16 protein-coding genes are annotated in these 20,135 nt (G+C 73.6%); 8 read left to right on the forward strand and 8 right to left on the reverse strand.

The window, feature by feature from the left end:
* Positions 1-6: 6 nt before the first annotated feature.
* The 8 genes from DFJ68_RS02365 to valS form a co-directional block, all read right to left on the reverse strand.
* The gene (locus tag DFJ68_RS02365; RefSeq protein ID WP_121030700.1) at positions 7-1,554 is read right to left on the reverse strand and encodes a DHA2 family efflux MFS transporter permease subunit; all 1,548 of its coding nucleotides are present in this window, start codon (positions 1,552-1,554) and stop codon (positions 7-9) included.
* A gap of 47 nt (positions 1,555-1,601) precedes the next feature.
* A complete protein-coding gene (locus tag DFJ68_RS02370; protein ID WP_121030702.1) occupies positions 1,602-2,288 on the reverse strand; it encodes a TetR/AcrR family transcriptional regulator in 687 nt (228 codons plus the stop codon).
* Positions 2,289-2,575: 287 nt separating this feature from the next.
* Positions 2,576-3,202: a hypothetical protein gene (locus tag DFJ68_RS02375; RefSeq protein WP_121030704.1), complete on the reverse strand. Its 627-nt coding sequence runs from the start codon at positions 3,200-3,202 to the stop codon at positions 2,576-2,578.
* Positions 3,202-4,509, reverse strand: a complete 1,308-nt coding sequence (locus DFJ68_RS02380) for a DUF58 domain-containing protein (RefSeq protein WP_245963406.1) — start codon at positions 4,507-4,509, stop codon at positions 3,202-3,204. Before DFJ68_RS02380 ends, DFJ68_RS02375 begins: the two co-directional genes overlap by 1 nt.
* Positions 4,510-4,525: 16 nt before the next feature.
* Positions 4,526-5,506 (reverse strand): AAA family ATPase, encoded by a 981-nt coding sequence (locus DFJ68_RS02385; protein ID WP_121035003.1) that lies wholly within the window; start codon positions 5,504-5,506, stop codon positions 4,526-4,528.
* A 2-nt stretch (positions 5,507-5,508) separates the two neighbouring features.
* Positions 5,509-6,036, reverse strand: coding sequence for a hypothetical protein (locus tag DFJ68_RS02390; protein WP_121030706.1), 528 nt, complete (start codon positions 6,034-6,036; stop codon positions 5,509-5,511).
* Positions 6,033-6,752, reverse strand: a complete 720-nt coding sequence (locus DFJ68_RS02395) for a DUF4129 domain-containing protein (protein WP_121030708.1) — start codon at positions 6,750-6,752, stop codon at positions 6,033-6,035. The genes DFJ68_RS02390 and DFJ68_RS02395 overlap by 4 nt, the downstream gene beginning before the upstream one ends.
* Before the next feature lie 48 nt (positions 6,753-6,800).
* Complete coding sequence (gene valS / locus DFJ68_RS02400) at positions 6,801-9,467, reverse strand: valine--tRNA ligase (RefSeq protein WP_121030710.1); 2,667 nt, start codon at positions 9,465-9,467, stop codon at positions 6,801-6,803.
* An 82-nt stretch (positions 9,468-9,549) separates the two neighbouring features.
* Here valS and DFJ68_RS02405 point away from each other — a divergent pair, with 82 nt between their 5' ends.
* The 8 genes from DFJ68_RS02405 to DFJ68_RS02445 all read left to right on the forward strand — a co-directional run bounded on the left by DFJ68_RS02405 (position 9,550) and on the right by DFJ68_RS02445 (position 19,960).
* Positions 9,550-10,329 (forward strand): lysophospholipid acyltransferase family protein, encoded by a 780-nt coding sequence (locus tag DFJ68_RS02405; protein WP_121030712.1) that lies wholly within the window; start codon positions 9,550-9,552, stop codon positions 10,327-10,329.
* A 10-nt stretch (positions 10,330-10,339) separates the two neighbouring features.
* Positions 10,340-11,185 (forward strand): TIGR03936 family radical SAM-associated protein, encoded by an 846-nt coding sequence (locus DFJ68_RS02410; protein ID WP_121035004.1) that lies wholly within the window; start codon positions 10,340-10,342, stop codon positions 11,183-11,185.
* Positions 11,186-11,299: 114 nt separating this feature from the next.
* The gene (locus DFJ68_RS18620) at positions 11,300-15,235 is read left to right on the forward strand and encodes a ribonuclease E/G (RefSeq protein WP_245963407.1); all 3,936 of its coding nucleotides are present in this window, start codon (positions 11,300-11,302) and stop codon (positions 15,233-15,235) included.
* A gap of 136 nt (positions 15,236-15,371) precedes the next feature.
* The gene (gene rplU / locus DFJ68_RS02425) at positions 15,372-15,680 is read left to right on the forward strand and encodes a 50S ribosomal protein L21 (protein WP_121030714.1); all 309 of its coding nucleotides are present in this window, start codon (positions 15,372-15,374) and stop codon (positions 15,678-15,680) included.
* A 39-nt stretch (positions 15,681-15,719) separates the two neighbouring features.
* Positions 15,720-15,989, forward strand: a complete 270-nt coding sequence (gene rpmA / locus DFJ68_RS02430; protein ID WP_121030716.1) for a 50S ribosomal protein L27 — start codon at positions 15,720-15,722, stop codon at positions 15,987-15,989.
* A 176-nt stretch (positions 15,990-16,165) separates the two neighbouring features.
* Positions 16,166-17,704 carry a GTPase ObgE gene (obgE, locus tag DFJ68_RS02435; protein WP_121030718.1) on the forward strand — a complete coding sequence of 513 codons (1,539 nt, stop codon included), beginning with the start codon at positions 16,166-16,168 and terminating at the stop codon, positions 17,702-17,704.
* A gap of 301 nt (positions 17,705-18,005) precedes the next feature.
* The gene (locus DFJ68_RS02440) at positions 18,006-18,293 is read left to right on the forward strand and encodes a DUF485 domain-containing protein (RefSeq protein WP_121030720.1); all 288 of its coding nucleotides are present in this window, start codon (positions 18,006-18,008) and stop codon (positions 18,291-18,293) included.
* Positions 18,290-19,960: a solute symporter family protein gene (locus tag DFJ68_RS02445; protein ID WP_443741661.1), complete on the forward strand. Its 1,671-nt coding sequence runs from the start codon at positions 18,290-18,292 to the stop codon at positions 19,958-19,960. Before DFJ68_RS02440 ends, DFJ68_RS02445 begins: the two co-directional genes overlap by 4 nt.
* Positions 19,961-20,135 lie beyond the last annotated feature (175 nt).

Raw genomic sequence — 20,135 nt, forward strand, 5'->3', positions numbered from 1 at the left:
GGACGCTCAGCCCATGTGGGCGGGGGCGGCCACGTCGTTCGCGAGCTCGTCGTGCTTGACGGTGAGGAAGGCGACGGTGATGACGCCCGCGACCGCGATCATGATCGCGGCGACGAGGTAGGCACGCCCGGCGCCGTACGTGAAGGCCTCCGCCTGGATGGCCCGGGCGGCCGCGGCGGCCTGCTCACGCGTCGGGGCGGCGCCGCCGGTCGGCGCGGAGGCCGTCAGCTGGGCCACCCGGTCGGCGACGTTGTTGACGAAGATCGTGCTCAGGGTGGCGAGGCCGAGCGCCCCACCGACCTGCTGCATCGTGTTGAGCACGGCGGAGGCCGACGAGGAGTCCTCGTGGTCGACGGCGTGCACCGCGGTGAGGGTCATCGGCACGAAGATGAGGCCGAGGCCGAAGGCGAGCACGACGATCCACGGCAGGAGGTCGGCCGTGTAGGTGCTCTGGGGCGTCAGGTGGGTGAAGCCCCACATGCCGACCGCGGCGAAGGCCGCACCCGGGCCCGAGATCCAGCGCGGGTCGACGCGGGAGACGAGCAGCGAGGCGACCTGGGCGGCCACGACGATGCCGACCGAGAACGGCAGGAAGGCGAGGCCGGTCTTGAGGGCCGAGTAGCCGAGGATCGTCTGGATGTAGATGCCGAGGAAGTAGAACATCGCGAACATGCCGGCGCCCACGACGAGCATGACGAAGTTCGAGGTGCCACGGGTGCGGTCGCCGGGGATGCGCATGGGCAGCAGCGGGTGCGACACGCGGGTCTCGATGACGACGAAGGCGGCGAGCAGCACGACGCCGGCCACGAGGAAGCCGACCGTCGTCGCGTCGCCCCACGAGGTGCTGGCCGCGTGGGTCAGCCCGTAGACGAGGGAGGAGAGGCCGGCGATCGAGGTGATCGCACCGGGGACGTCGAGCGAGCCTTGGCCGTCCTCGCTCTCGGTGAGGATGCGCTGGCCGAGCACGGCGACGACGAGACCGATGGGCAGGTTGATGAAGAAGTTCCAGCGCCAGTCGATCTCGGTGAGCGCGCCACCGAGGATGAGGCCGATGGCCGCGCCGGCGCCGGACATGGCCGCGAAGACGCCCATGGCCTTGTTGCGCTCCTTGCCGGCCGGGAAGGTCGTCGTGATGAGCGCGAGGGCGTTGGGCGCGGCGAGGGCCCCACCGAGGCCCTGGACGGCGCGGGCGACGAGCATCGTCTGCTCGTTCTGCGCGATGCCGGCGGCGAGCGACGACACCGTGAAGAGCACGACGCCCCAGACGAACATGCGCCGACGGCCGTAGAGGTCGCCGAGGCGGCCGCCGAGCAGCAGCACGCCACCGAAGGCGAGCGTGTAGATGGTGATGACCCACTGGAGGTTGGCCTGGCTGAAGCCGAGGTCACGCTCGATGTGGGGCAGGGCGATGTTCACGATGGTGCCGTCGAGCACGATCATGAGCTGGGCCGCGCAGATGACGAGCAGGGCGAGGCCGAGCCGCTTGGGTCCCGCGGTGTCGGAGCCGGCGGAGCGCGTGGGCTCGTTCAGCTCCTCGACGGTGGTCGAGGACATGGGTGGTTCCTTCCGGACGTGCTGGGGTGGTGGTGCGGGCGTCGCCGTCAGCGGCCGGTGCGTGCCGGGGCACGGGAGGGGCCGCTGAGGGTGGCGGCGCACGCCGGGAGGACGACGGTGTCCACGAGCTGGGCGATGCGCTCCCGACCCGGACGCCGCCCTGAGAGCATCGTCTCGTGGAAGGTCAGGGCGGGAAGGATGGAGAGCAGCGTCTCGAGGTCGGCGTCGGGGCCGATCTCACCGCGCTGTCGGGCGGACCCGAAGACGGCCCGCGCGGCCGCGAGCTTCGGCTCGATGAACCGCGCCTCGAGCCGCTCGCGCAGCTCGGCGTCGCGGTGGATGACGGGCAGCAGGGCGAACCAGGTCTCCATGGTCTCGGCGTCGTCGAGGCCCCCCTCGGCGCAGGCCTGGGCGAGCAGGTCGCCGCGCAGCGAGCCGGTCGCGGGGTCCTGCTCGGCCGGGCAGCCGAGGAAGAGGCCGACGGCGTCGACGACGAGGTCGCGCTTGTGCGGCCAGCGTCGGTACAGGGTGGCCTTGCCGGCGTGCGCCTCGGCGGCGACCGCGTCGAACGTCAGGCGGTCGTAGCCGACCTCGCGCAGCACGGCGATCGCGGACTGCAGGATCTCGACCTCACGGTCACCCGTCACACGCGGTCGCGACGACGGGGCCGGATGCCGGTCGGCTGCGACGGGCGCGTCGGTGTCGGTCGTGCGCGTGGCGGGGTGGGAGGTCATGGTGCTCCAGGGGGCGTCGTGCTGTCGGGCGACGCTGTCCGAGCAGTTCGTGATGAGGTCACGTGCAGTGGAACGAAACCGTTCCGTTCTGTCCGACGGTAGGCCCTGAGCGCCCACCGCGCAAGTCGCGGGTCGTCACCGCGCACGCCCTCCCGGCCACCTCACCGGCCCCCTCCACCGTCGAGTGGCCGTTTCCCGACGTCGGGAGGTGGCCTCTCGACGGTGTCGGGGTGGGGCGGGCGTCAACAAGTGGCCACTCGACGGTGCCGGCGTGGGGCGGGTCAGGTCTAGACCCGGGGGCGGGGCGGGCTCTGGCGCAGCAGCCACAGCCCGACGACGACCCCGAGCAGACCGCCGGCCCAGGCGACGGGGTTGGCGGGCAGCCCGCGGCCCGCGACGAGGGAGGCCAGCAGCCCCGTGGCAGGGGCCGCGAGCGCGGTGAGCCCGGCGACGCGCAGCCAGCGGCGCAGCACCCGCCGGGGGAAGTCGGCGACCGTCGGCGCGGTCGCCGACAGGGCCACCGCCGCGTGGGCGACGAGCACGCCGACGCCGGCCGGCACGCTCCACCAGGAGAACGACCCGGCGGGCACGGTGACGAACCAGACGAGCAGCAGGCCGGCCCACAGCATCGCCGCGGCGCCGGACCCGGCCACCCATGCCACCGCCGGGCCGCCCAGTGCGAACAGCCAGTACCCCGAGGGCAGCCCGCCGCCCGGACCGCCCGCCGCCGCGGTCACCGAGGCCCGGTCGAGGCAGGCGAGGAACACCAGCACCCCGAGCGTCGAGACGCCCATGAGGCCGAGCTGGTGGCCCGACCACTCCGGGCCGGAGCCGAGTCGCAGGGTGCGCCACGTGGCCGGGCCGTCGGCGACGTCGTCGTCGCGACCGGTCCCGCTCGCGCCCGGGGTGGCCATCAGCGCCTCGCCATCCGCGGAGCCGCCGAGCGACGGGCGAGGTCGCGCAGCACCTGGTCGAGCGAGCCCGGCCCGCGCCACGGCACGACGGGGATGCCGCGCCCGACGAGCCCGCTCACCTGCGCCTCCCGGGCGAGCAGCCGCAGGCGCCACGAGAGTGCGGAGTAGCGGTCGGCGTCGGCGGCGACGAGGTGCGGGGGGAAGGTGTCGACGACGACGACCGTCAGCCCGCGCGCGGCGAGCCGGTGCGCGACGTCGACCATCGTCGGGTCGACGAGCGGGCTGAGGACGAGGCACAGCGCCGCCGCCTCGACGGAGCGCACCGCGCGCTCGCCGTCGTCGCGCCGTTCGGATGCCGGGGAGATCGAGGCGAGCACGTCGAGCACCCGCCGCAGGTGGTTCGTCCCCGACCCCGAGCGCAGCACGGGGACGTCCGCGGCACCGACGGTGCGCAGGGTGAGCCGGTCGTTCGTGCGCAGCACGTGCTGGCTGATCGCCCCGGCCGCCCGGACCGTGAGGTCGAGGCTCGTGGGACGCCCGTCGACCCCCTCGCGGGGGCCGAGGTCGCTGAGGGCGTCGACGATGAGCACGACGTGGGCGTCCTCGTCGCTGTACGTCGAGCTGACGTGCAGCGAGCCGGTGCGGGTCGAGGTGGGCCAGTGGATGCGCCGCAGCCGGTCGCCCGGCTGGAAGGCGCGGATGGTGCTGAACTCGGTGCCCGAGCCCGGCCGGGCCGAGCGGTGCGCCCCGACGATCCCGTCGGGGTGCGGGGTCGGGGCGCTCGAGTCGAAGGTCGCCGGCACGGGGAGCGTCGCCGTGCCGAGGTCGGGCAGGTCGACCGGTCCAGCCTGGAAGGCGCCCCACTCGCTCGTGAGGCAGACGCTCACCGTCCCGAGCCGGCGCCGACCCCACCGGGTCGAGCGCACCGCGGCCCGACCGGTGCCACGGGCGTCGAGGTGCACGACGCCCGGCCCCGGCAGGCGCTCGACCCAGGGCGCGCGCGCGACGAGCGCCACGGCATCCACACCGGGCGGCACCGGGTCGACCCGCACGACGAGCTGGGTGGCCTCGCCCTCGCGCAGGGTCGGCGTGACGACGCGGGCCGTGGCGCGCGAGGTCACGCGAGGGCGGGCGAGGTGGCCCCAGCCGGCGGCGACGGCGAGCGGCGCGACGAGCACGAGCAGGTCGGCGCGGCGGCCGAGGACGGCGAGCACGGCCGCCCCCGCCGCGAGCAGCGCAGCGCGCACGTGCGCGGCCGTCGGCGCCCACCGGCCCAGCTCGCGCTCGCTGCGGCGGGCGCTCGTCACCCTCGCCACGGTCGGCTCACCCCTCCGCAGGCCGGGCGTCGTGCTGCTCGCGGGCACCCGGGGCGGTCACGGTGCGGAGCAGGCCGTCGACGACGGCGGTGGCGCTGATGTTGCTCATCCACAGCTCGGGCTTGACGGTGATGCGGTGGGCGAGCACCGGCCGGGCGACGGCCTTGACGTCCTCGGGCGTCACGTAGTCGCGCCCGTCGACGACCGCGTAGGCCCGGGCGCAGAGCAGCAGGCCGAGCGCGCCACGGGGCGAGGCGCCCATGAGGACATCGCCGTGCGACCGGGTGGCGGCGGCGAGGGCGACGCAGTACCGCCCGACCGACTCGTCGACGACCGTGGCCTCGACCGCCGCCTGCATCTCGAGCAGGGTCTCGGCGTCGACGACGGGGCGCAGCGTCTGCTCCTCCTGCCGCCGACCCATGCGGGCGGCGAGGATCTCCCACTCCTGCTCGGGCGTCGGGTAGCCGAACGAGACGCGCAGCAGGAACCGGTCGAGCTGGGCCTCCGGCAGCGGGTAGGTGCCCTCGTACTCGACCGGGTTGGCGGTGGCGAGGACGTGGAAGGGCCGGGGGAGCGGGAAGGTGCGGCCCTCGACCGTCACCTGCCGCTCCTGCATCGCCTCGAGCAGCGCGGCCTGCGTCTTGGGCGGCGTCCGGTTGATCTCGTCGGCGAGCAGCAGCCCCGCGAAGATCGGGCCGGGGCGGAAGTCGAACTCGCCGGCCCGCTGGTCGTAGACGAACGAGCCGGTGATGTCGCCCGGCAGCAGGTCGGGGGTGAACTGCGCCCGCCGGAAGTCGAGGCCGAGCGTCTGGGCGAAGCTGCGGGCGGTGAGCGTCTTGCCGAGCCCCGGGAAGTCCTCCATGAGCACGTGGCCGCCGGCGAGGATGCCGGACAGCACGAGCCGCAGGGACTCCCGCTTGCCGACGACGGCGCGCTCGACCTCGCCGAGGATCTCCTCGGCGAGCTCGCCGACGCGGGACAGCTGCATGGTCACCAGTTCTCGATTCGTCGCAGGATGCCGTCGAGGACGACGGGGCGGTAGAGGTCGGCGGGTGGCAGCCCGACGACGAGCTGCCACAGCTCGGGCGGGGTGACCCCCTCCGCCCAGCGCGGCTCCTCCTCGGGGACGATGCCGTGCGTGGCGAAGAGCCGTTCGCGCACGATGCCGGCGAGCACCGCGTGCAGGTCGCGCACGACGGCCTCGCGGCCCTCGCCGCGGGTGTCGGCCGCCTCGAGCCGGTTGGCCAGGCTCGTGACGCGGAAGTCGTCGCCTCGGTTGCCCGAGCCGAGCTCGCCGTCGACGAGCGGCCAGACCGTCACGCTGTTGGCCGCGAGGTGGTCGGCGACGAACCAGCCGAGGGCCATGACGGCGAATACGCCGAGCAGCAGCAGCGGCACCGCGGGCGACAGGCCGATGACGGCCGCCCCGAGCACGAGGACGAGCCAGACGACGACGACCGTGACGAGCCGGCGGCGCCACGGCGCCAGCACGGACGCCACCCGGGCGACGGCGCTCACACCCGCCCCCCGGCATCCTCGGGCTCCCGCGCTACGACCCGCGCGAGGTCGCGGTGCAGCACCTCGAGCGCGGACGCGGCCCGGCGGCGCTGCTGCTCGCCGAGGGGGTGGGTCGAGAAGCGGGCCTCGCGGTAGAGGGCGGCGAGCTCGGCGAGCCGCACCCGGTCGACGTCCCACGTGCCGATGACCCGGCTCGTGTACTCGGTGGAGGTCTCGGCGGGGTCGCGCGGCAGGCCGGTCGTCGCCGCCGACACCTCGAGGTCGAGCCACGCCGCGACGATGCCGTTGCGCGGGTCGCCCGACTCGACGAGGGCCATCCGGCGCTCGGCGGTCTCGACGAGCTCGTCGGGCAGGGGCGGCGAGGCGAAGACGGCGCTGCGGTGGCGGGTGATGCGGGAGCGGCGCAGCCGGCCGAGCAGCAGGCTGAGCAGCCACGCCACGAGCACGAGGGCGGCGGTGCCGAGCACGACGAGCCCGATGCCGATGACGGCCCACACGAGCCCGGACATCTCGCCCCCCGTGCCGACGGGCGGGCCGGTGCTCGTCGCGGTGGTCGTCGTCACCGACGGCAGGACGCCCTCGAGCCGAGGGGTCCCCGTCGCGTCGGACCGCGGCCGCGACACGAGCTCGACCGGCGCCGACAGCGCGGCCACGAGCAGCGCGAGCACGACCACCGTGCCCGCGCCGAGCACGAGCCACAGCCCCCGACGCGACATGGGGCCACCCTACGGTCCGGGCCCGGGTTCGGGCCGCGCCCCGACGGGTCAGGACGCCGGCGGCGTCTTCTCGACCGGGACGAGCTCGGCGTCGCGGACCTCGACGGTCTCGCCGTCGACGTACGCGAGCGCCTCGATGCGGCCCGTGGCCCGAAGGTCGTCCTCGGCGGCACGCACGTGGTCGGCCGCCGTGGCCGGCAGCGCGAGCGTCATCGAGCGCACCGTCGCGCGCATGCCGACCTTGGCCTCCGACTTCGCGCGGCGGACCCCGGCGAGCGCGGCCCCCACGGAGACGAGCACGTCGGCGTCGCCGCCGGCCGGAAGCTCGTCACGCGTCGGCCACGCCTGCCGGTGCACCGAGCCCGAGCCGAACCACGACCAGACCTCCTCGGTGACGTAGGGCAGGAACGGGGCGAGCAGCCGCAGCAGCACCCGCAGCGCCAGGCGCAGCGCGGCCCGGGCGCTCGCCGCTCCCGCGTCGCCCCGGCCGCCGTAGGCGCGGTCCTTGACGAGCTCGAGGTAGTCGTCGCAGAAGGTCCAGAAGAACGTCTCGGTCGCCTCGAGCGAGCGGGTGTAGTCCCACGACTCGAAACCCGTCGTGGCGCGGTCGACGACCTCGCCGAGCGCGGCCAGCATCGCGAGGTCGAGCGGCTGCGTCACGGCCTCGCGCAGGTCGCCCTCGACCTCGCCGAACGAGAGCGCGAACTTGCTCGCGTTGAGCACCTTGATGGCGAGCCGGCGGCCCACCTTCATCTGCCCGGTGTCGTAGGCCGCGTCGGTGCCGAGGCGACCGGATGCCGCCCAGTACCTCACGGCGTCGGCCCCGTTGGCCTTGACGACGTCCTCGGGCGTCTCGGCGTTGCCCTTGCTCTTGCTCATCTTCTTGCGGTCGGGGTCGAGGATCCAGCCGCTGATGGCTGCGTTCGACCACGGCGCGGCGCCGTGCTCGTGGTGCGAGCGCACGACCGTCGCGAAGAGCCAGGTGCGGATGATGTCGTGGCCCTGGGGGCGCATGTCCATCGGGAAGATCGCGTCGAACAGCTCGCCGTCGTTGCGCAGGTCGTCGCGGTCGCCGACCGGCCAGCCGGCGGCGATCTGGGGCGAGAGCGACGAGGTCGCCCACGTGTCCATGACGTCGGGGTCGGCGACGAACCCGCCCGGCACGCCGCGCTGCTCGGCGGTGTAGCCCTCGGGCACGTCGGCCTGGGGGTCGACCGGCAGGGACGACACGTCGGGCAGGATCATCGTGTCGTGGTCGGTCTCGCCGTCGGCGTCGACGGCGTACCAGACCGGGAACGGCACGCCGAAGAAGCGCTGCCGGCTGATGAGCCAGTCGCCGTTGAGGCCCTCGACCCAGTTCGTGTACCGCGAGCGCATGAACGCGGGGTGGAAGTCGATCTCGCCGCCGCGCGCCACGAGGGCCGCGCGCAGGTCGGTGTCACGGCCGCCGTTGCGGATGTACCACTGGCGCGACGTGACGATCTCGAGGGGCTTGTCGCCCTTCTCGTAGAAGTTGGCCTTGCGCTGGGTCTTCACCGGCTCGCCGTCGAGGTCGCCCGACCCGCGCAGCGCGGCCACGACGGCCTCGCGCGCGCTGAAGGCGGTCTTCGTCGCGAGGGCGCTCGCGTAGAGCTCCTCGCCCGGGCCGCCGGTGACCCACTCGGGGGTCTCGGCCTGCAGGCGCCCGTTGCGGGTCAGCACCGACCGCGTCGGCAGCTGCAGCTCGCGCCACCAGATGACGTCGGTGAGGTCGCCGAAGGTGCAGCACATGGCGATGCCGGCGCCCTTGTCCATCTCGGCGCCGCGGTGCGCGAGCACGGGCACCTCGACGCCGAAGAGCGGCGAGGTCACGGTCGTGCCGAAGAGCGGCTGGTAGCGCTCGTCGTCGGGGTGCGCGATGAGCGCGACGACGGACGGGATGAGCTCGGGACGGGTCGTCTCGATGTACACCGGCGACCCGGCATCCGGCCCCTCGCCCGTGCGGCGGAAGGCCACCCGGTGGTAGGCACCCGGGTAGTCGCGCGCCTCGAGCTCGGCCTGGGCGACGGCGGTCTGGAAGGTGACGTCCCAGAGACCCGGCGCCTCCTGCTGGTAGGCCTCGCCGCGCTCGAGGTTGCGCAGGAAGGCCTGCTGGGCGACGGCCCGCGACCGCGCGTCGATGGTGCGGTAGCCGATGCCCCAGTCGAGGGAGAACCCGAGCCGGCGGAAGAGCGACTCGAAGGTCACCTCGTCCTGCACGGTCAGGCTGTCGCACAGCTCGATGAAGGTGCGCCGGCTGACGGGGCGCTGGTCGGCGGGCTTGATCGCCTTGCCCTTGTCGTCGACGCCGCCCTCGAACGGGGGCACGAAGCCCTCCTCGTAGGGCAGGGTCGCGTCACCGCGCACGCCGTAGTAGTTCTGCACGCGGCGCTCGGTCGGCAGGCCGTTGTCGTCCCAGCCGATGGGGTAGAACACCTCGAGCCCGCGCATCCGCTTGTAGCGGGCCATGCAGTCGGTGTGGGTGTAGCTGAAGACGTGGCCGACGTGCAGGCTCCCGGATGCCGTCGGGGGCGGGGTGTCGATGGCGAACACCTGGTCGCGGGGCAGTCCGAGCGCCCGCTCGCGGTCGAAGGTGTAGGTGCCCGCGTCGGCCCATACCTGCATCCACTTCTCCTCGAGGCCGTCGAGCGTCGGCCGCTCGGGGATCGAGGTCGTGGGGGCAGGGGTGTCGGTCATGGGGTCGATCCTTCCACGGCCCCGACGCTGCCCTCGACCGGCTTTCGCGCGGGCCGACGGGCGGCAGGGCAGAGTGGGCGCCATGGAGCCGCTCTACTCGTCCGTCGTCGCCTTCGCGGGTGGCGTCTTCGCCATGCAGCGGCTGCGCTTCACCATCGTCGGGGCGCAGAACCTGCCGCGCACCGGGGGAGCGGTCGTCGCGGTCAACCACATCAGCTACTTCGACTTCGCCTACGCGGGCTGGGCGGCGCGGGCGTCGGGGCGGCACATCCGCTTCCTCGCCAAGGAGGCGGTGTTCCGCCACCCGGTGGGCGGCCCGCTCATGCGCGGCATGCGGCACATCCCCGTCGACCGCGAGGCGGGTGCCGCCTCCTACGACGCCGCGGTGGCCGCGCTGCGCGCCGGGGAGGTCGTCGGCGTCTTCCCCGAGGCCACGACGTCGCGCTCGTTCGAGCTCAAGGAGTTCAAGCTCGGGGTGGCCCGCATGGCCGCCGAGGCGGGCGTGCCGATCGTGCCCCTCGTCGTGTGGGGCTCGCAGCGGGTCTGGAGCAAGGGGCTGCCCCGGCGCCTCGGCCCGTCGCGGCTGCCGGTGACGGTCATCGTCGGCGAGCCGGTGCACGTCGCGCCCGAGGAGGACCCGGCCGCGGTGACCCGGCGCTACCGCGCGGTCATGGCCGAGCAGCTCGAGACCGCCCAGCGGGGTTACGAGCCGCTGAGCGGGCCCGACCTGCGCTACCTGCCCGCCCGGCTCGGCGGCACCGCACCGACGCTCGAGGAGGCGGGGCGGATCGAGGAGGTCGAGGCAGCGCGCCGTCGGCGTGACCGGGAACGCCGGCTCGGGCGCGAGGGCGGGGCCGGGTAGCCTGCGACCCATGGCTCGACAGGCACGCCAGCGGGTCCCCGAGGGGCCGGCCCCCGACCCGGCGGTGCAGAAGCTGCGCATCCGGTACACGAAGCGGGGGCGGCTGCGCTTCACCTCGAGCCGCGACTTCCAGCGGGCCCTCGAGCGGGCGCTGCGCCGGGCCGACGTGCCCATGGCCTTCAGCGCCGGCTTCCACCCCCACCCGAAGATCAGCTACGCCAACGCCGCCGCCACGGGCACGGCGAGCGAGGCGGAGTACGTCGAGATCAGCGTCACCCGCCGCGTCGACCCCGAGTCGGTGCGCGTCGCCCTCGACGAGGCCCTGCCCGACGGCATCGACATCGAGGAGGTCGTCGAGGCCGCCCCCGGTGCCCTCGCCGACCGGCTCGAGGCGAGCGCGTGGCACCTCGAGTTCCAGGGCGTCGACAGCACGACGCTGACGGATGCCGTGGAGCGCCTTCTCGCGCTCGAGCGCGCCGACGTCACCCGCATGACGAAGTCGGGGCCGCGCACGTTCGACGTCCGCGGGGCCGTCGTCTCCACCTCCGTCACCGCGCCTGCGGAGGGGGAGGCGTTGTCCACCGGGGCCGCGTCGCTCGTCGCATCCGGGGGTGACTGTGCGATACTGCGCATGGTCGTACGGCACACCACACCTGCCGTCCGCCCCGACGACATTCTGACCGCGCTGCGTGAGATCGCCGATCTGCAGCCTCCGCGCCCACCCCTGGTGACGCGTCTGGCGCAGGGACCGCTCGACACCGCATCCGCGAGGGTGGCTGATCCACTGGCTGCCGACGAGAACGCCGCCGGCACTGAGCACGGGGCCGCGCCCAGCGCGAACCGCGCCCAGCTGTAAGAACTCGACTTCCGCCCCGCCGCTCCCGCAGCGGGTCGACCACGACCGTGCTCGTGCGGTGCTGACGGCCTCGGCCGCGTGTGGGTCGGACCGCGCGTGACGAGAGGTTGCCGCATGGCACCCGAGGACACCACCTCGACCGAGAACACCACGCCCGAGGCCGTCGAGGCCGTCGAGGCCCCCCAGGCCGTCGAGGCTGCGGACGCCGCCCCGGCGCCCCGCAAGCGCGCCGCGGCCCGCCGCGTCACGAAGAAGGCCGCCGCGCCGCGCACGAGCCGTGCCCGCAAGGCCGCGGAGCCGGAGGTCGCATCGGACCCCACCACCGGAACCGACGGCCCGCCCGTCGACGCTCCGTCCGACGCAGGCTCCGAGCCCACCCTCGAGCCCACCCTCGAGCCCACCCTCGAGCCCACCCTCGAGCCCACCGTCGGTACGGACGAGCCGGTCGCCGGGGCCCCGACCAAGCGCGCCACGCGCAAGAGCGCCGGGACGACCAAGGCGGCGAAGGCCGCCACGGGCACGACCAAGGCGGCGACCACGAAGGCCGCCAAGACGGCCAAGGCCGCCAAGACCCCCTCCACGCGCCCCTCCCGGGCGCGCAAGACGGCCGTGTCCCCGGAGGGCGTCGACGCCCCCGCCACGCTCGACGGGCTCGACGCCCTCGCGACGCCCGGGACCGCCCCCGAGACGACTGCCACGACCGCGGAGCCCACCGGCGCGCCCCTGGCCGACGAGGCCCTGCTCGCCCTTCCGGCCGACGAGGTCGACGAGGACGCCGCCGTCGAGGCCGCGCCCTCCGTGGAGGAGGACCGCGCCGCGGCCGCCGTCCAGGAGCTGCTGGCCTCCCGTGGAGCCGATCCCGCCGGGCCGGACGCCCCCGTCGAGGACGCCGACGCCGAGACCGACGGCCTCCCCGTCGACCCCCTCGGGCGCACCGACGCGGCGGACCGCTCCGGGGAGCCCACCCCGGCGGAGGCGGCCGCCGTCCCCAGCTTCAGCGTCCTCTTCCAGGCTCCCGACGAGGGCAAGCCCCGCCGCCGCCGGGCCACCCGCCCCGCCGGCTCCGTCTCCACCCCCGCCACGAGCGAGCCGGCGCCGGCCGCGCAGGCGGGCGACCCGGCATCCGGGCGGCTCGAGGCCACGAGCCGGACCGCTCCGGCCGTCACGGCGGACGACGTCGTCGACACGCAGGACGCGCCCGACGAGACCACCGACACGACCGACACCACGGAGCGCTCCGAGCGCTCCGAGCGCACGGACGACGGCGACACGCCCCGCCGCTCCCGCCGCCGCCGTGGGGGCAAGGGCCGCCGTGGACGGGGCCAGGACGACGCCACCGACCGTGACGAGCAGGACGACCGCGACGAGCGGGACGACCGCGACGGCCGCGACGGCCGCGACGACACCGGCCCCCAGGGCTCCGACGACGCCACGGGCGACGCCGAGGGTCGCGACACCTCCGGCACCACCGACGACTCCGACCTGGGGTCCGACAGCGGCTCCGACAGCGGCTCCGACAGCGCCTCGGAGACCGGTGGCGGGCGTGGACGCTCGCGCCGCCGCCGCTCCGGTGGTGAGCGCGCTGAGCGGTCCAACCGCGGCGACGCGGGCGGCGACCGGCAGGACGACGAGGGCAGCGCCCAGGGTGACCGTTCCGACCGGTCCGACGACGAGCGCGACGAGACGACCGACGACGAGAGCGCCTCGACCCGGCGCCGCCGCCGGCGCCGTCGTGCCGGCGGGTCCGGTGACGCGGGCGACGACAGCCCCAACGTGACGACCCGGGTGCGCCAGCCGCGCGGCCAGAGCGACGAGCCGGTCGCCGTCAAGGGTTCGACCCGGCTCGAGGCGAAGAAGCAGCGCCGCCGCGAGGGCCGCGAGGCCGGTCGACGCCGCACGATCATCACCGAGGCCGAGTTCCTCGCCCGCCGCGAGGCGGTCGACCGCGTCATGGTCGTACGCAACAAGGACGGCCGCACCCAGATGGGCGTCCTCGAGGACGGCGTCCTCGTCGAGCACTACATCGACCAGGCCACGAGCGTGTCGATGGCCGGCAACATCTACCTCGGCCGCGTGCAGAACGTGCTGCCCTCGATGGAGGCGGCGTTCGTCGACATCGGCAAGGGTCGCAACGCCGTGCTCTACGCCGGTGAGGTGAACTGGGACGCCGCGGGCCTGGAGAGCAACCAGCCCAAGCGCATCGAGAACGCGCTCAGCTCGGGCCAGAGCGTGCTCGTGCAGGTGACGAAGGACCCGATCGGGCACAAGGGCGCGCGGCTCACGTCGCAGATCTCGTTGCCGGGCCGCTACCTCGTCTACGTGCCGAACAGCTCGATGACCGGCATCAGCCGCAAGCTGCCCGACACCGAGCGCGCCCGCCTCAAGAAGATCCTGCGCGACGTCGTGCCGGACACCGCCGGCGTCATCGTGCGCACCGCGGCGGAGGGTGCGAGCGAGGCCGAGCTGCGGGCCGACGTCGAGCGCCTCACGGCGACGTGGGAGCAGATCCAGGCCCAGGCCGAGGAGGCCACCACCCCGCGCGCCGGCAAGAGCAAGGGCCGCAAGAAGAACGGTGCGTCCGGGAGCGCCGCCGACGGCAAGGCGCCGATGCTCCTGCACGGCGAGCCCGACCTCACGGTGCGCGTCATCCGCGACGTCTTCAACGAGGACTTCCGCCAGCTCGTCGTCGCCGGCGATCAGGCGTGGGACGAGATCCACCCCTACATCTCCTCCGTCGCCCCCGACCTCGCCGACCGGGTGACGCAGTGGACGGGTCCGGACGACCTCTTCACCCACCACCGGGTCGACGAGCAGCTGGCCAAGGCGATGGACCGCAAGGTCTGGCTGCCGAGCGGCGGCTCCCTCGTCATCGACCGCACCGAGGCGATGACGGTCGTCGACGTCAACACCGGCAAGTTCGTCGGCTCGGGCGGCAACCTCGAGGAGACCGTCACCAAGAACAACATCGAGGCGGCCGAGGAGATCGTGCGCCAGCTGCGGCTGCGCGACATCGGCGGCATCATCGTCGTCGACTTCATCGACATGGTGCTCGAGAGCAACCGCGACCTCGTCGTCCGTCGCCTCCTCGAGTGCCTCGGCCGCGACCGCACGAAGCACCAGGTGGCCGAGGTGACCTCGCTCGGGCTCGTGCAGATGACCCGCAAGCGGGTCGGGTCGGGCCTCATCGAGGTCTTCGGCGAGACGTGCGAGCACTGCAACGGCCGCGGCTTCATCATCCACTCGGAGCCGGTCGACAAGGGCGCCCACCCGGCGCCGTCCGCGTCGTCGACCTCGTCGTCCTCGCAGTCGTCGTCGGATGCCGGGGGGGCCCGTGGGCGTCGCGGTGGCCGTTCGGGTCAGTCGGGCCAGTCGGACGACCGCTCCGGTGGCCAGCACGGCAACGGCCAGCACGGCAACGGCCAGCACGGCAACGGCCAGCACGGCAACGGCGCGCACGGCAACGGCGCGCACGGCAACGGCGCGCACGGCAACGGCGCGCACGGCAACGGCGCGCACGGCAACGGCGCGCACGGCAACGGGCAGCAGGGCGGCGCCGACGGCCAGCACGGCAACGGTCAGGCCGACCGCACCGAGTCGTCGCGACCCGCCACCGGGCCCACCGCGGCCCAGATCGCCGCGGCCGCGCACGCCGCCGCCCTCAAGACCGCGGCCCTGACCGCGACCCTCGAGAGCGGCACCGGCGGCGACCACGGAGACCACGGCGCCGAGGGTGCCCAGGGTGCCGAGGGTCACGAGCAGTCCTTCCCGGACGACACCGGGCCCTGGTCCGGCGTCGATGCACCCGCTCCGGGCACGGCCGACGAGCCCGTGTCGGCCCGCATCGAGGGCGCGACCCTCGAGCAGGTCGACGTCGAGCAGGGGGCGTCCGCCCGGCCGGAGCCCGTGCACCAGCCCGAGCCCACGCCCGCGCAGGAGCCGGTGCAGCAGACCGAGCCGGAGCCCGTGCCGACGCCCGTCCGCGGTCGTCGCAAGCGTGGCCGCGTGGTCGCCCCGGCCGGCCCGCCCGGCGGCGCCGTCCAGCAGGACTGACCACCCGGCATCCGCCGGTTTGGTGCTGGCGCCCGCGTGCCGGTAATCTTGACGCTTGGTGCGCCCACCGGGCCCGTGTTGACGGGCCGGTACCGAAAGTGGCGTCCGACCCCGTACTTCAGAAAGTGAGTTCGACGTGTACGCGATTGTCCGCGCAGGTGGCCGCCAGGAGAAGGTCTCCGTCGGTGACACCCTGCTCATCGACAAGGTCTCGGGCCAGGCCGGTGACGCCGTCGAGCTCACGCCCCTGCTCGTCGTCGACGGCACCACGGTGACGTCCGACGCCGACAAGCTCTCGAAGGTGTCGGTCACGGCCGAGGTGGTCAAGGCCGCCAAGGGCCCGAAGATCGTCATCATGAAGTACAAGAACAAGACCGGCTACCGCAAGCGTCAGGGCCACCGTCAGCCGCTGACCCAGGTCAAGATCACCGCCATCGACGCGTGATCCGACCGGTACCCAGAGACTCCTGAGAGAAGGACTGACATGGCACACAAGAAGGGTGCGTCCTCGACCCGCAACGGTCGCGACTCGAACGCACAGTTCCTCGGCGTCAAGCGTTTCGGTGGCCAGAAGGTCAAGGCCGGCGAGATCCTCGTCCGCCAGCGCGGCACGCACTTCCACCCCGGTGAGGGCGTCGGCCGTGGCGGCGACGACACGCTGTTCGCGCTCGTCGCGGGTGCCGTGAAGTTCGGCACCAAGCGTGGTCGCAAGACGGTCAACATCGAGCTGCCCGAGGTCGTCGGCGCCGAGTGACCACCGGTGACCGGGCGGCCTCACGGCCACCGTCACCACACAGCTTCACCACGGAAGGGCGGGCCCGAGCGGCCCGCCCTTCCGCGTTCCCGGCCCACCCGGCATCCGGTCGCCGCGCCACCCGCGCGAGCGCGAGGATGCCGGGGAGCCACCCCCATCTGGAAGAGTGACCTCTCATGGCAGTGACCTTCGTCGACCGAGTCGTGCTGCACCTCAGCGCCGGATCGGGCGGACACGGCGTCGCGTCGGTCAAGCGCGAGAAGTTCAAGCCGCTCGGCGGCCCCGACGGCGGCAACGGCGGGCGCGGAGGGTCGGTCGTGCTGCGGGTCGACCCGCAGGCGACGACGCTGCTCGACTACCACCGCCACCCGCACCGCGCCGCCTCGAACGGCAAGCCCGGCGCCGGTGACGAGCGCAACGGCGCCGACGGCGAGGACCTCGTGCTGCCGGTGCCCGAGGGCACCGTCGTCAAGGACTCCGAGGGACGCATCATCGTCGACCTCGTCGGCATGGGCACGGAGCACGTCATCGCCGCCGGCGGTCGCGGCGGCCTCGGCAACCGGGCCCTCAGCTCGGCCCGTCGCCGGGCGCCCGGGTTCGCGCTGCTGGGCGAGCCGGGGGAGGACATCGACGTCGTGCTCGAGCTGAAGTCGCTCGCCGACGTCGCCCTCATCGGCTTCCCGAGCGCCGGCAAGAGCTCGCTGGTCTCGGTGCTGTCGGCGGCCCGGCCCAAGATCGCCGACTACCCCTTCACCACGCTCGTGCCCAACCTCGGTGTCGTCACCGCCGGCACCGCCCGCTTCACCGTCGCCGACGTGCCCGGGCTCATCCCCGGCGCGCACGAGGGCAAGGGGCTGGGCCTGGAGTTCCTGCGCCACGTCGAGCGCTGCTCGGTGCTCGTGCACGTCATCGACTGCGCCACCCTCGAGCCCGGCCGCGACCCGATGACCGACCTCGACGTCATCGAGAACGAGCTCGCGCTCTACGTGCCCGACGCCGACCTCGGTGGCCGCCCGCTCGCCGAGCGCACCCGCATCGTCGTGCTCAACAAGGCCGACGTGCCCGAGGCACGCGACCTCGCCGAGATGGTCAAGCCCGACCTCGAGGCCCGGGGCATCGAGGTGTTCGTCGTCTCGGCCGTCGCCCACCAGGGACTGCGCGAGCTGACCTTCGCGATGGCCCGGCACGTCGAGGCCGCCCGCCGCGAGATCGAGGCGGAGGCCGCCGTGCCCCAGCGGGTCGTGCTGCGCCCCCGGTCGGTCGACGACAAGGGCTTCGCCGTGGCCCGCGAGAGCGGCGCCGACGGCGACTTCTACCGCATCACCGGCGACCGCCCGGTGCGCTGGGTGCACCAGACCGACTTCAGCAACGACGAGGCCGTCGGCTACCTCGCCGACCGGCTCGGCCGCCTCGGCGTCGAGGACGAGCTGTTCAAGGTGGGGGCCGTCGCCGGAGACACGGTCGTCATCGGCACCGGTGACAACGCCGTCGTCTTCGACTGGGAGCCGACGCTGCAGGCCGGCGCCGAGCTGCTCGGCAGCCGCGGCACCGACCTGCGCCTGAGCGAGGGCTCGCGCCCGACCCGCGACGAGAAGCGCGAGGCCCAGCGCGACCGGTACGCCGCCCGCGCCGCGACGCAGGACGAGCTCGAGGCCGAGCGCCGGGCCGGTCTGTGGCAGCTGCGCGAGGAGGGCGACGACACCGAGGGTCGCTGAGGGTCGCTCGGGATCGCTCGGGATCGCTCGGGGTCGCTGACGGTCACCGACGGGTCGGCGCCGGCCCGGCCCGCCCACCGGCATCCGGTGGGCGGCCGGCAGCGGGAGGGACACCTCGTCCGGGCGGACACCCCGTCGGGTGAATCACCCGGTCACGCAACGCGATCGGGTGCCCCGCGTCCCACCGTGGGCGTTCACTTTCCTCCACAATGACGGGGCCGGGCACCGCGCCCGCATCGCCGACGGAGGTGACCCCGTGAGCAACGTTGCTCCAGATGCACCCGACGACCCGAACGTCGTCATGCAGAACTCGGACGAGTTCGCAGAGCTGAGAACCAGGTTCCGCAAGTTCGTCTTCCCGATGACCGCCGGGTTCCTCGCCTGGTACTTCCTCTACGTGTTCCTCGCCGTCTTCGCCAAGGGCTTCATGGGCACACGGGTCGTCGGCAACGTCACCTGGGGCCTGATCCTCGGCCTCCTGCAGTTCGTCACGACCTTCGCCATCACGATGATCTACGTGCGGTGGGCCGGCCGTGAGTTCGACCCGCGCGCCGAGAAGCTCGCCCGTCGCATCGGTGGCCGGCAGTGAGCGCGCTCGGCGCCGTCGTCGCGCCCACCCTCGTGCCCGACTTCGTGCCCGCCGCGACGACGGTCGGCAACCCGGCCATCAACATCGGCATCTTCGGCCTCTTCGTCGTCGTCACCCTCGCGATCGTCATCCGCGCCTCGCGCAACAACCGCAGCGCCGCCGACTACTACGCCGGTGGTCGCGCCTTCAGCGGTCGCCAGAACGGCATCGCCATCGCGGGCGACTACCTGTCGGCCGCGAGCTTCCTCGGCATCGCCGGGGCCATCGCCCTCAACGGCTACGACGGCTTCCTCTACTCCATCGGCTTCCTCGTCGCGTGGCTCGTCGCGCTGCTGCTCGTCGCCGAGCTGCTGCGCAACACCGGCAAGTACACGATGGCCGACGTGCTCAGCTTCCGGCTGCGCCAGCGACCGGTGCGCATCGCGGCCGCGATCTCGACGCTCGTCGTCTCGTTCTTCTACCTGCTCGCGCAGATGGCCGGTGCCGGCGGGCTCGTCGCCCTGCTGCTCGGCATCGAGGGTGCGTGGGGCCAGCGCCTCGTCATCGTCGTCGTCGGCGTCATCATGCTCTTCTACGTCATCTACGGCGGCATGAAGGGCACGACCTGGGTGCAGATCATCAAGGCGGTGCTGCTCATCATCGGCGCCGGCCTCATGTTCGTCTGGGTGCTGGCCAAGTTCGGCTTCAACCTCTCGACCCTGCTCGGTGACGCCGCCGCGGCGGCGCCCGCCGGGGCCAACGGGGTCAAGCCCGACCTGCTGACGCCGGGCCTGCAGTACAAGAACCCGATCGACTTCATCTCGCTCGCCATGGCCCTCGTGCTCGGCACGGCCGGCCTGCCGCACGTGCTCATGCGCTTCTACACGGTGCCGACGTCGAAGGAGGCCCGCAAGTCGGTCGAGTGGGCGATCTGGCTCATCGGCCTCTTCTACCTCTTCACCCTCGTCCTGGGCTTCGGCGCGGCCGAGCTCGTCGGCGCCGCCCGCATCAAGGCGGCACCCGGCGGCGTCAACTCGGCGGCCCCGTTGCTCGCCTTCGAGCTCGGTGGCGAGATCCTGCTCGGCATCATCTCGGCGGTGGCGTTCGCGACGATCCTCGCGGTCGTCGCCGGCCTGACCATCACCGCGAGCGCGTCCCTCTCGCACGACATCTACAACACCGTCGTGAAGAAGGGCCGGGCCACGCCGGAGGAGGAGGTGCGGGTCGCCCGCATCTCGGCCCTCGTGCTCGGCGCGGTCGCGATCATCGGCGGCATCTTCGCCCTCGGGCAGAACGTCGCCTTCCTCGTGGCCCTCGCGTTCGCCATCGCGGCGAGCGCGAACCTGCCGACCATCCTCTACTCGCTCTTCTGGAAGCGGTTCAACACCCGCGGGGCGCTGTGGAGCATCTACGGCGGTCTCATCAGCGCCATCACGCTCATCACCTTCAGCCCCGTCGTCTCGGGCAAGCCGAACGACGCGGTCACGGGCAAGAGCCCGTCGATGCTGCAGGGCGTCGACTTCCACTGGTTCCCGCTCGACAACCCCGGCATCGTCTCGATCCCGCTCGGCTTCCTGCTCGGGTACATCGGCACCGTGACGAGCAAGGAGTTCAACGCGGCGAAGTACGCCGAGATGGAGGTTCGTTCGTTGACGGGCCACGGCGCGGAGGGTGCCACCCAGCACTGACCCGCCCCACCGGCATCCGGCACCCGGAGCGCCACGACCGTGCCCACCCGACCCACGAGGTCGGGTGGGCACCGTCGTCCCCGGGCAATACCTCCAGCCCCGTCGAGAGGGCGCTTGGGCACCGTCGAGTGGTCACCGCCTCGACCGTTGACCACTCGATGGCCGCCAAGCGCCC

Source organism: Terracoccus luteus, from assembly GCF_003635045.1.
GTDB lineage: Bacteria > Actinomycetota > Actinomycetes > Actinomycetales > Dermatophilaceae > Terracoccus > Terracoccus luteus.

Coding starts and splice junctions, on each gene's coding strand:
- DFJ68_RS02375 (WP_121030704.1), bottom strand. CDS start 3,202: ATGGCCACCCCGGGCGCGAGCGGGACCGGTCGCGACGACGACGTCGCC.
- DFJ68_RS02385 (WP_121035003.1), bottom strand. CDS start 5,506: ATGCAGCTGTCCCGCGTCGGCGAGCTCGCCGAGGAGATCCTCGGCGAG.
- DFJ68_RS02440 (WP_121030720.1), top strand. CDS start 18,006: ATGCAGAACTCGGACGAGTTCGCAGAGCTGAGAACCAGGTTCCGCAAG.
- obgE (WP_121030718.1), top strand. CDS start 16,166: ATGGCAGTGACCTTCGTCGACCGAGTCGTGCTGCACCTCAGCGCCGGA.
- DFJ68_RS02395 (WP_121030708.1), bottom strand. CDS start 6,752: ATGTCGCGTCGGGGGCTGTGGCTCGTGCTCGGCGCGGGCACGGTGGTC.
- DFJ68_RS18620 (WP_245963407.1), top strand. CDS start 11,300: ATGGCACCCGAGGACACCACCTCGACCGAGAACACCACGCCCGAGGCC.
- DFJ68_RS02405 (WP_121030712.1), top strand. CDS start 9,550: ATGGAGCCGCTCTACTCGTCCGTCGTCGCCTTCGCGGGTGGCGTCTTC.
- DFJ68_RS02410 (WP_121035004.1), top strand. CDS start 10,340: ATGGCTCGACAGGCACGCCAGCGGGTCCCCGAGGGGCCGGCCCCCGAC.
- rpmA (WP_121030716.1), top strand. CDS start 15,720: ATGGCACACAAGAAGGGTGCGTCCTCGACCCGCAACGGTCGCGACTCG.
- valS (WP_121030710.1), bottom strand. CDS start 9,467: ATGACCGACACCCCTGCCCCCACGACCTCGATCCCCGAGCGGCCGACG.
- DFJ68_RS02365 (WP_121030700.1), bottom strand. CDS start 1,554: ATGTCCTCGACCACCGTCGAGGAGCTGAACGAGCCCACGCGCTCCGCC.
- DFJ68_RS02370 (WP_121030702.1), bottom strand. CDS start 2,288: ATGACCTCCCACCCCGCCACGCGCACGACCGACACCGACGCGCCCGTC.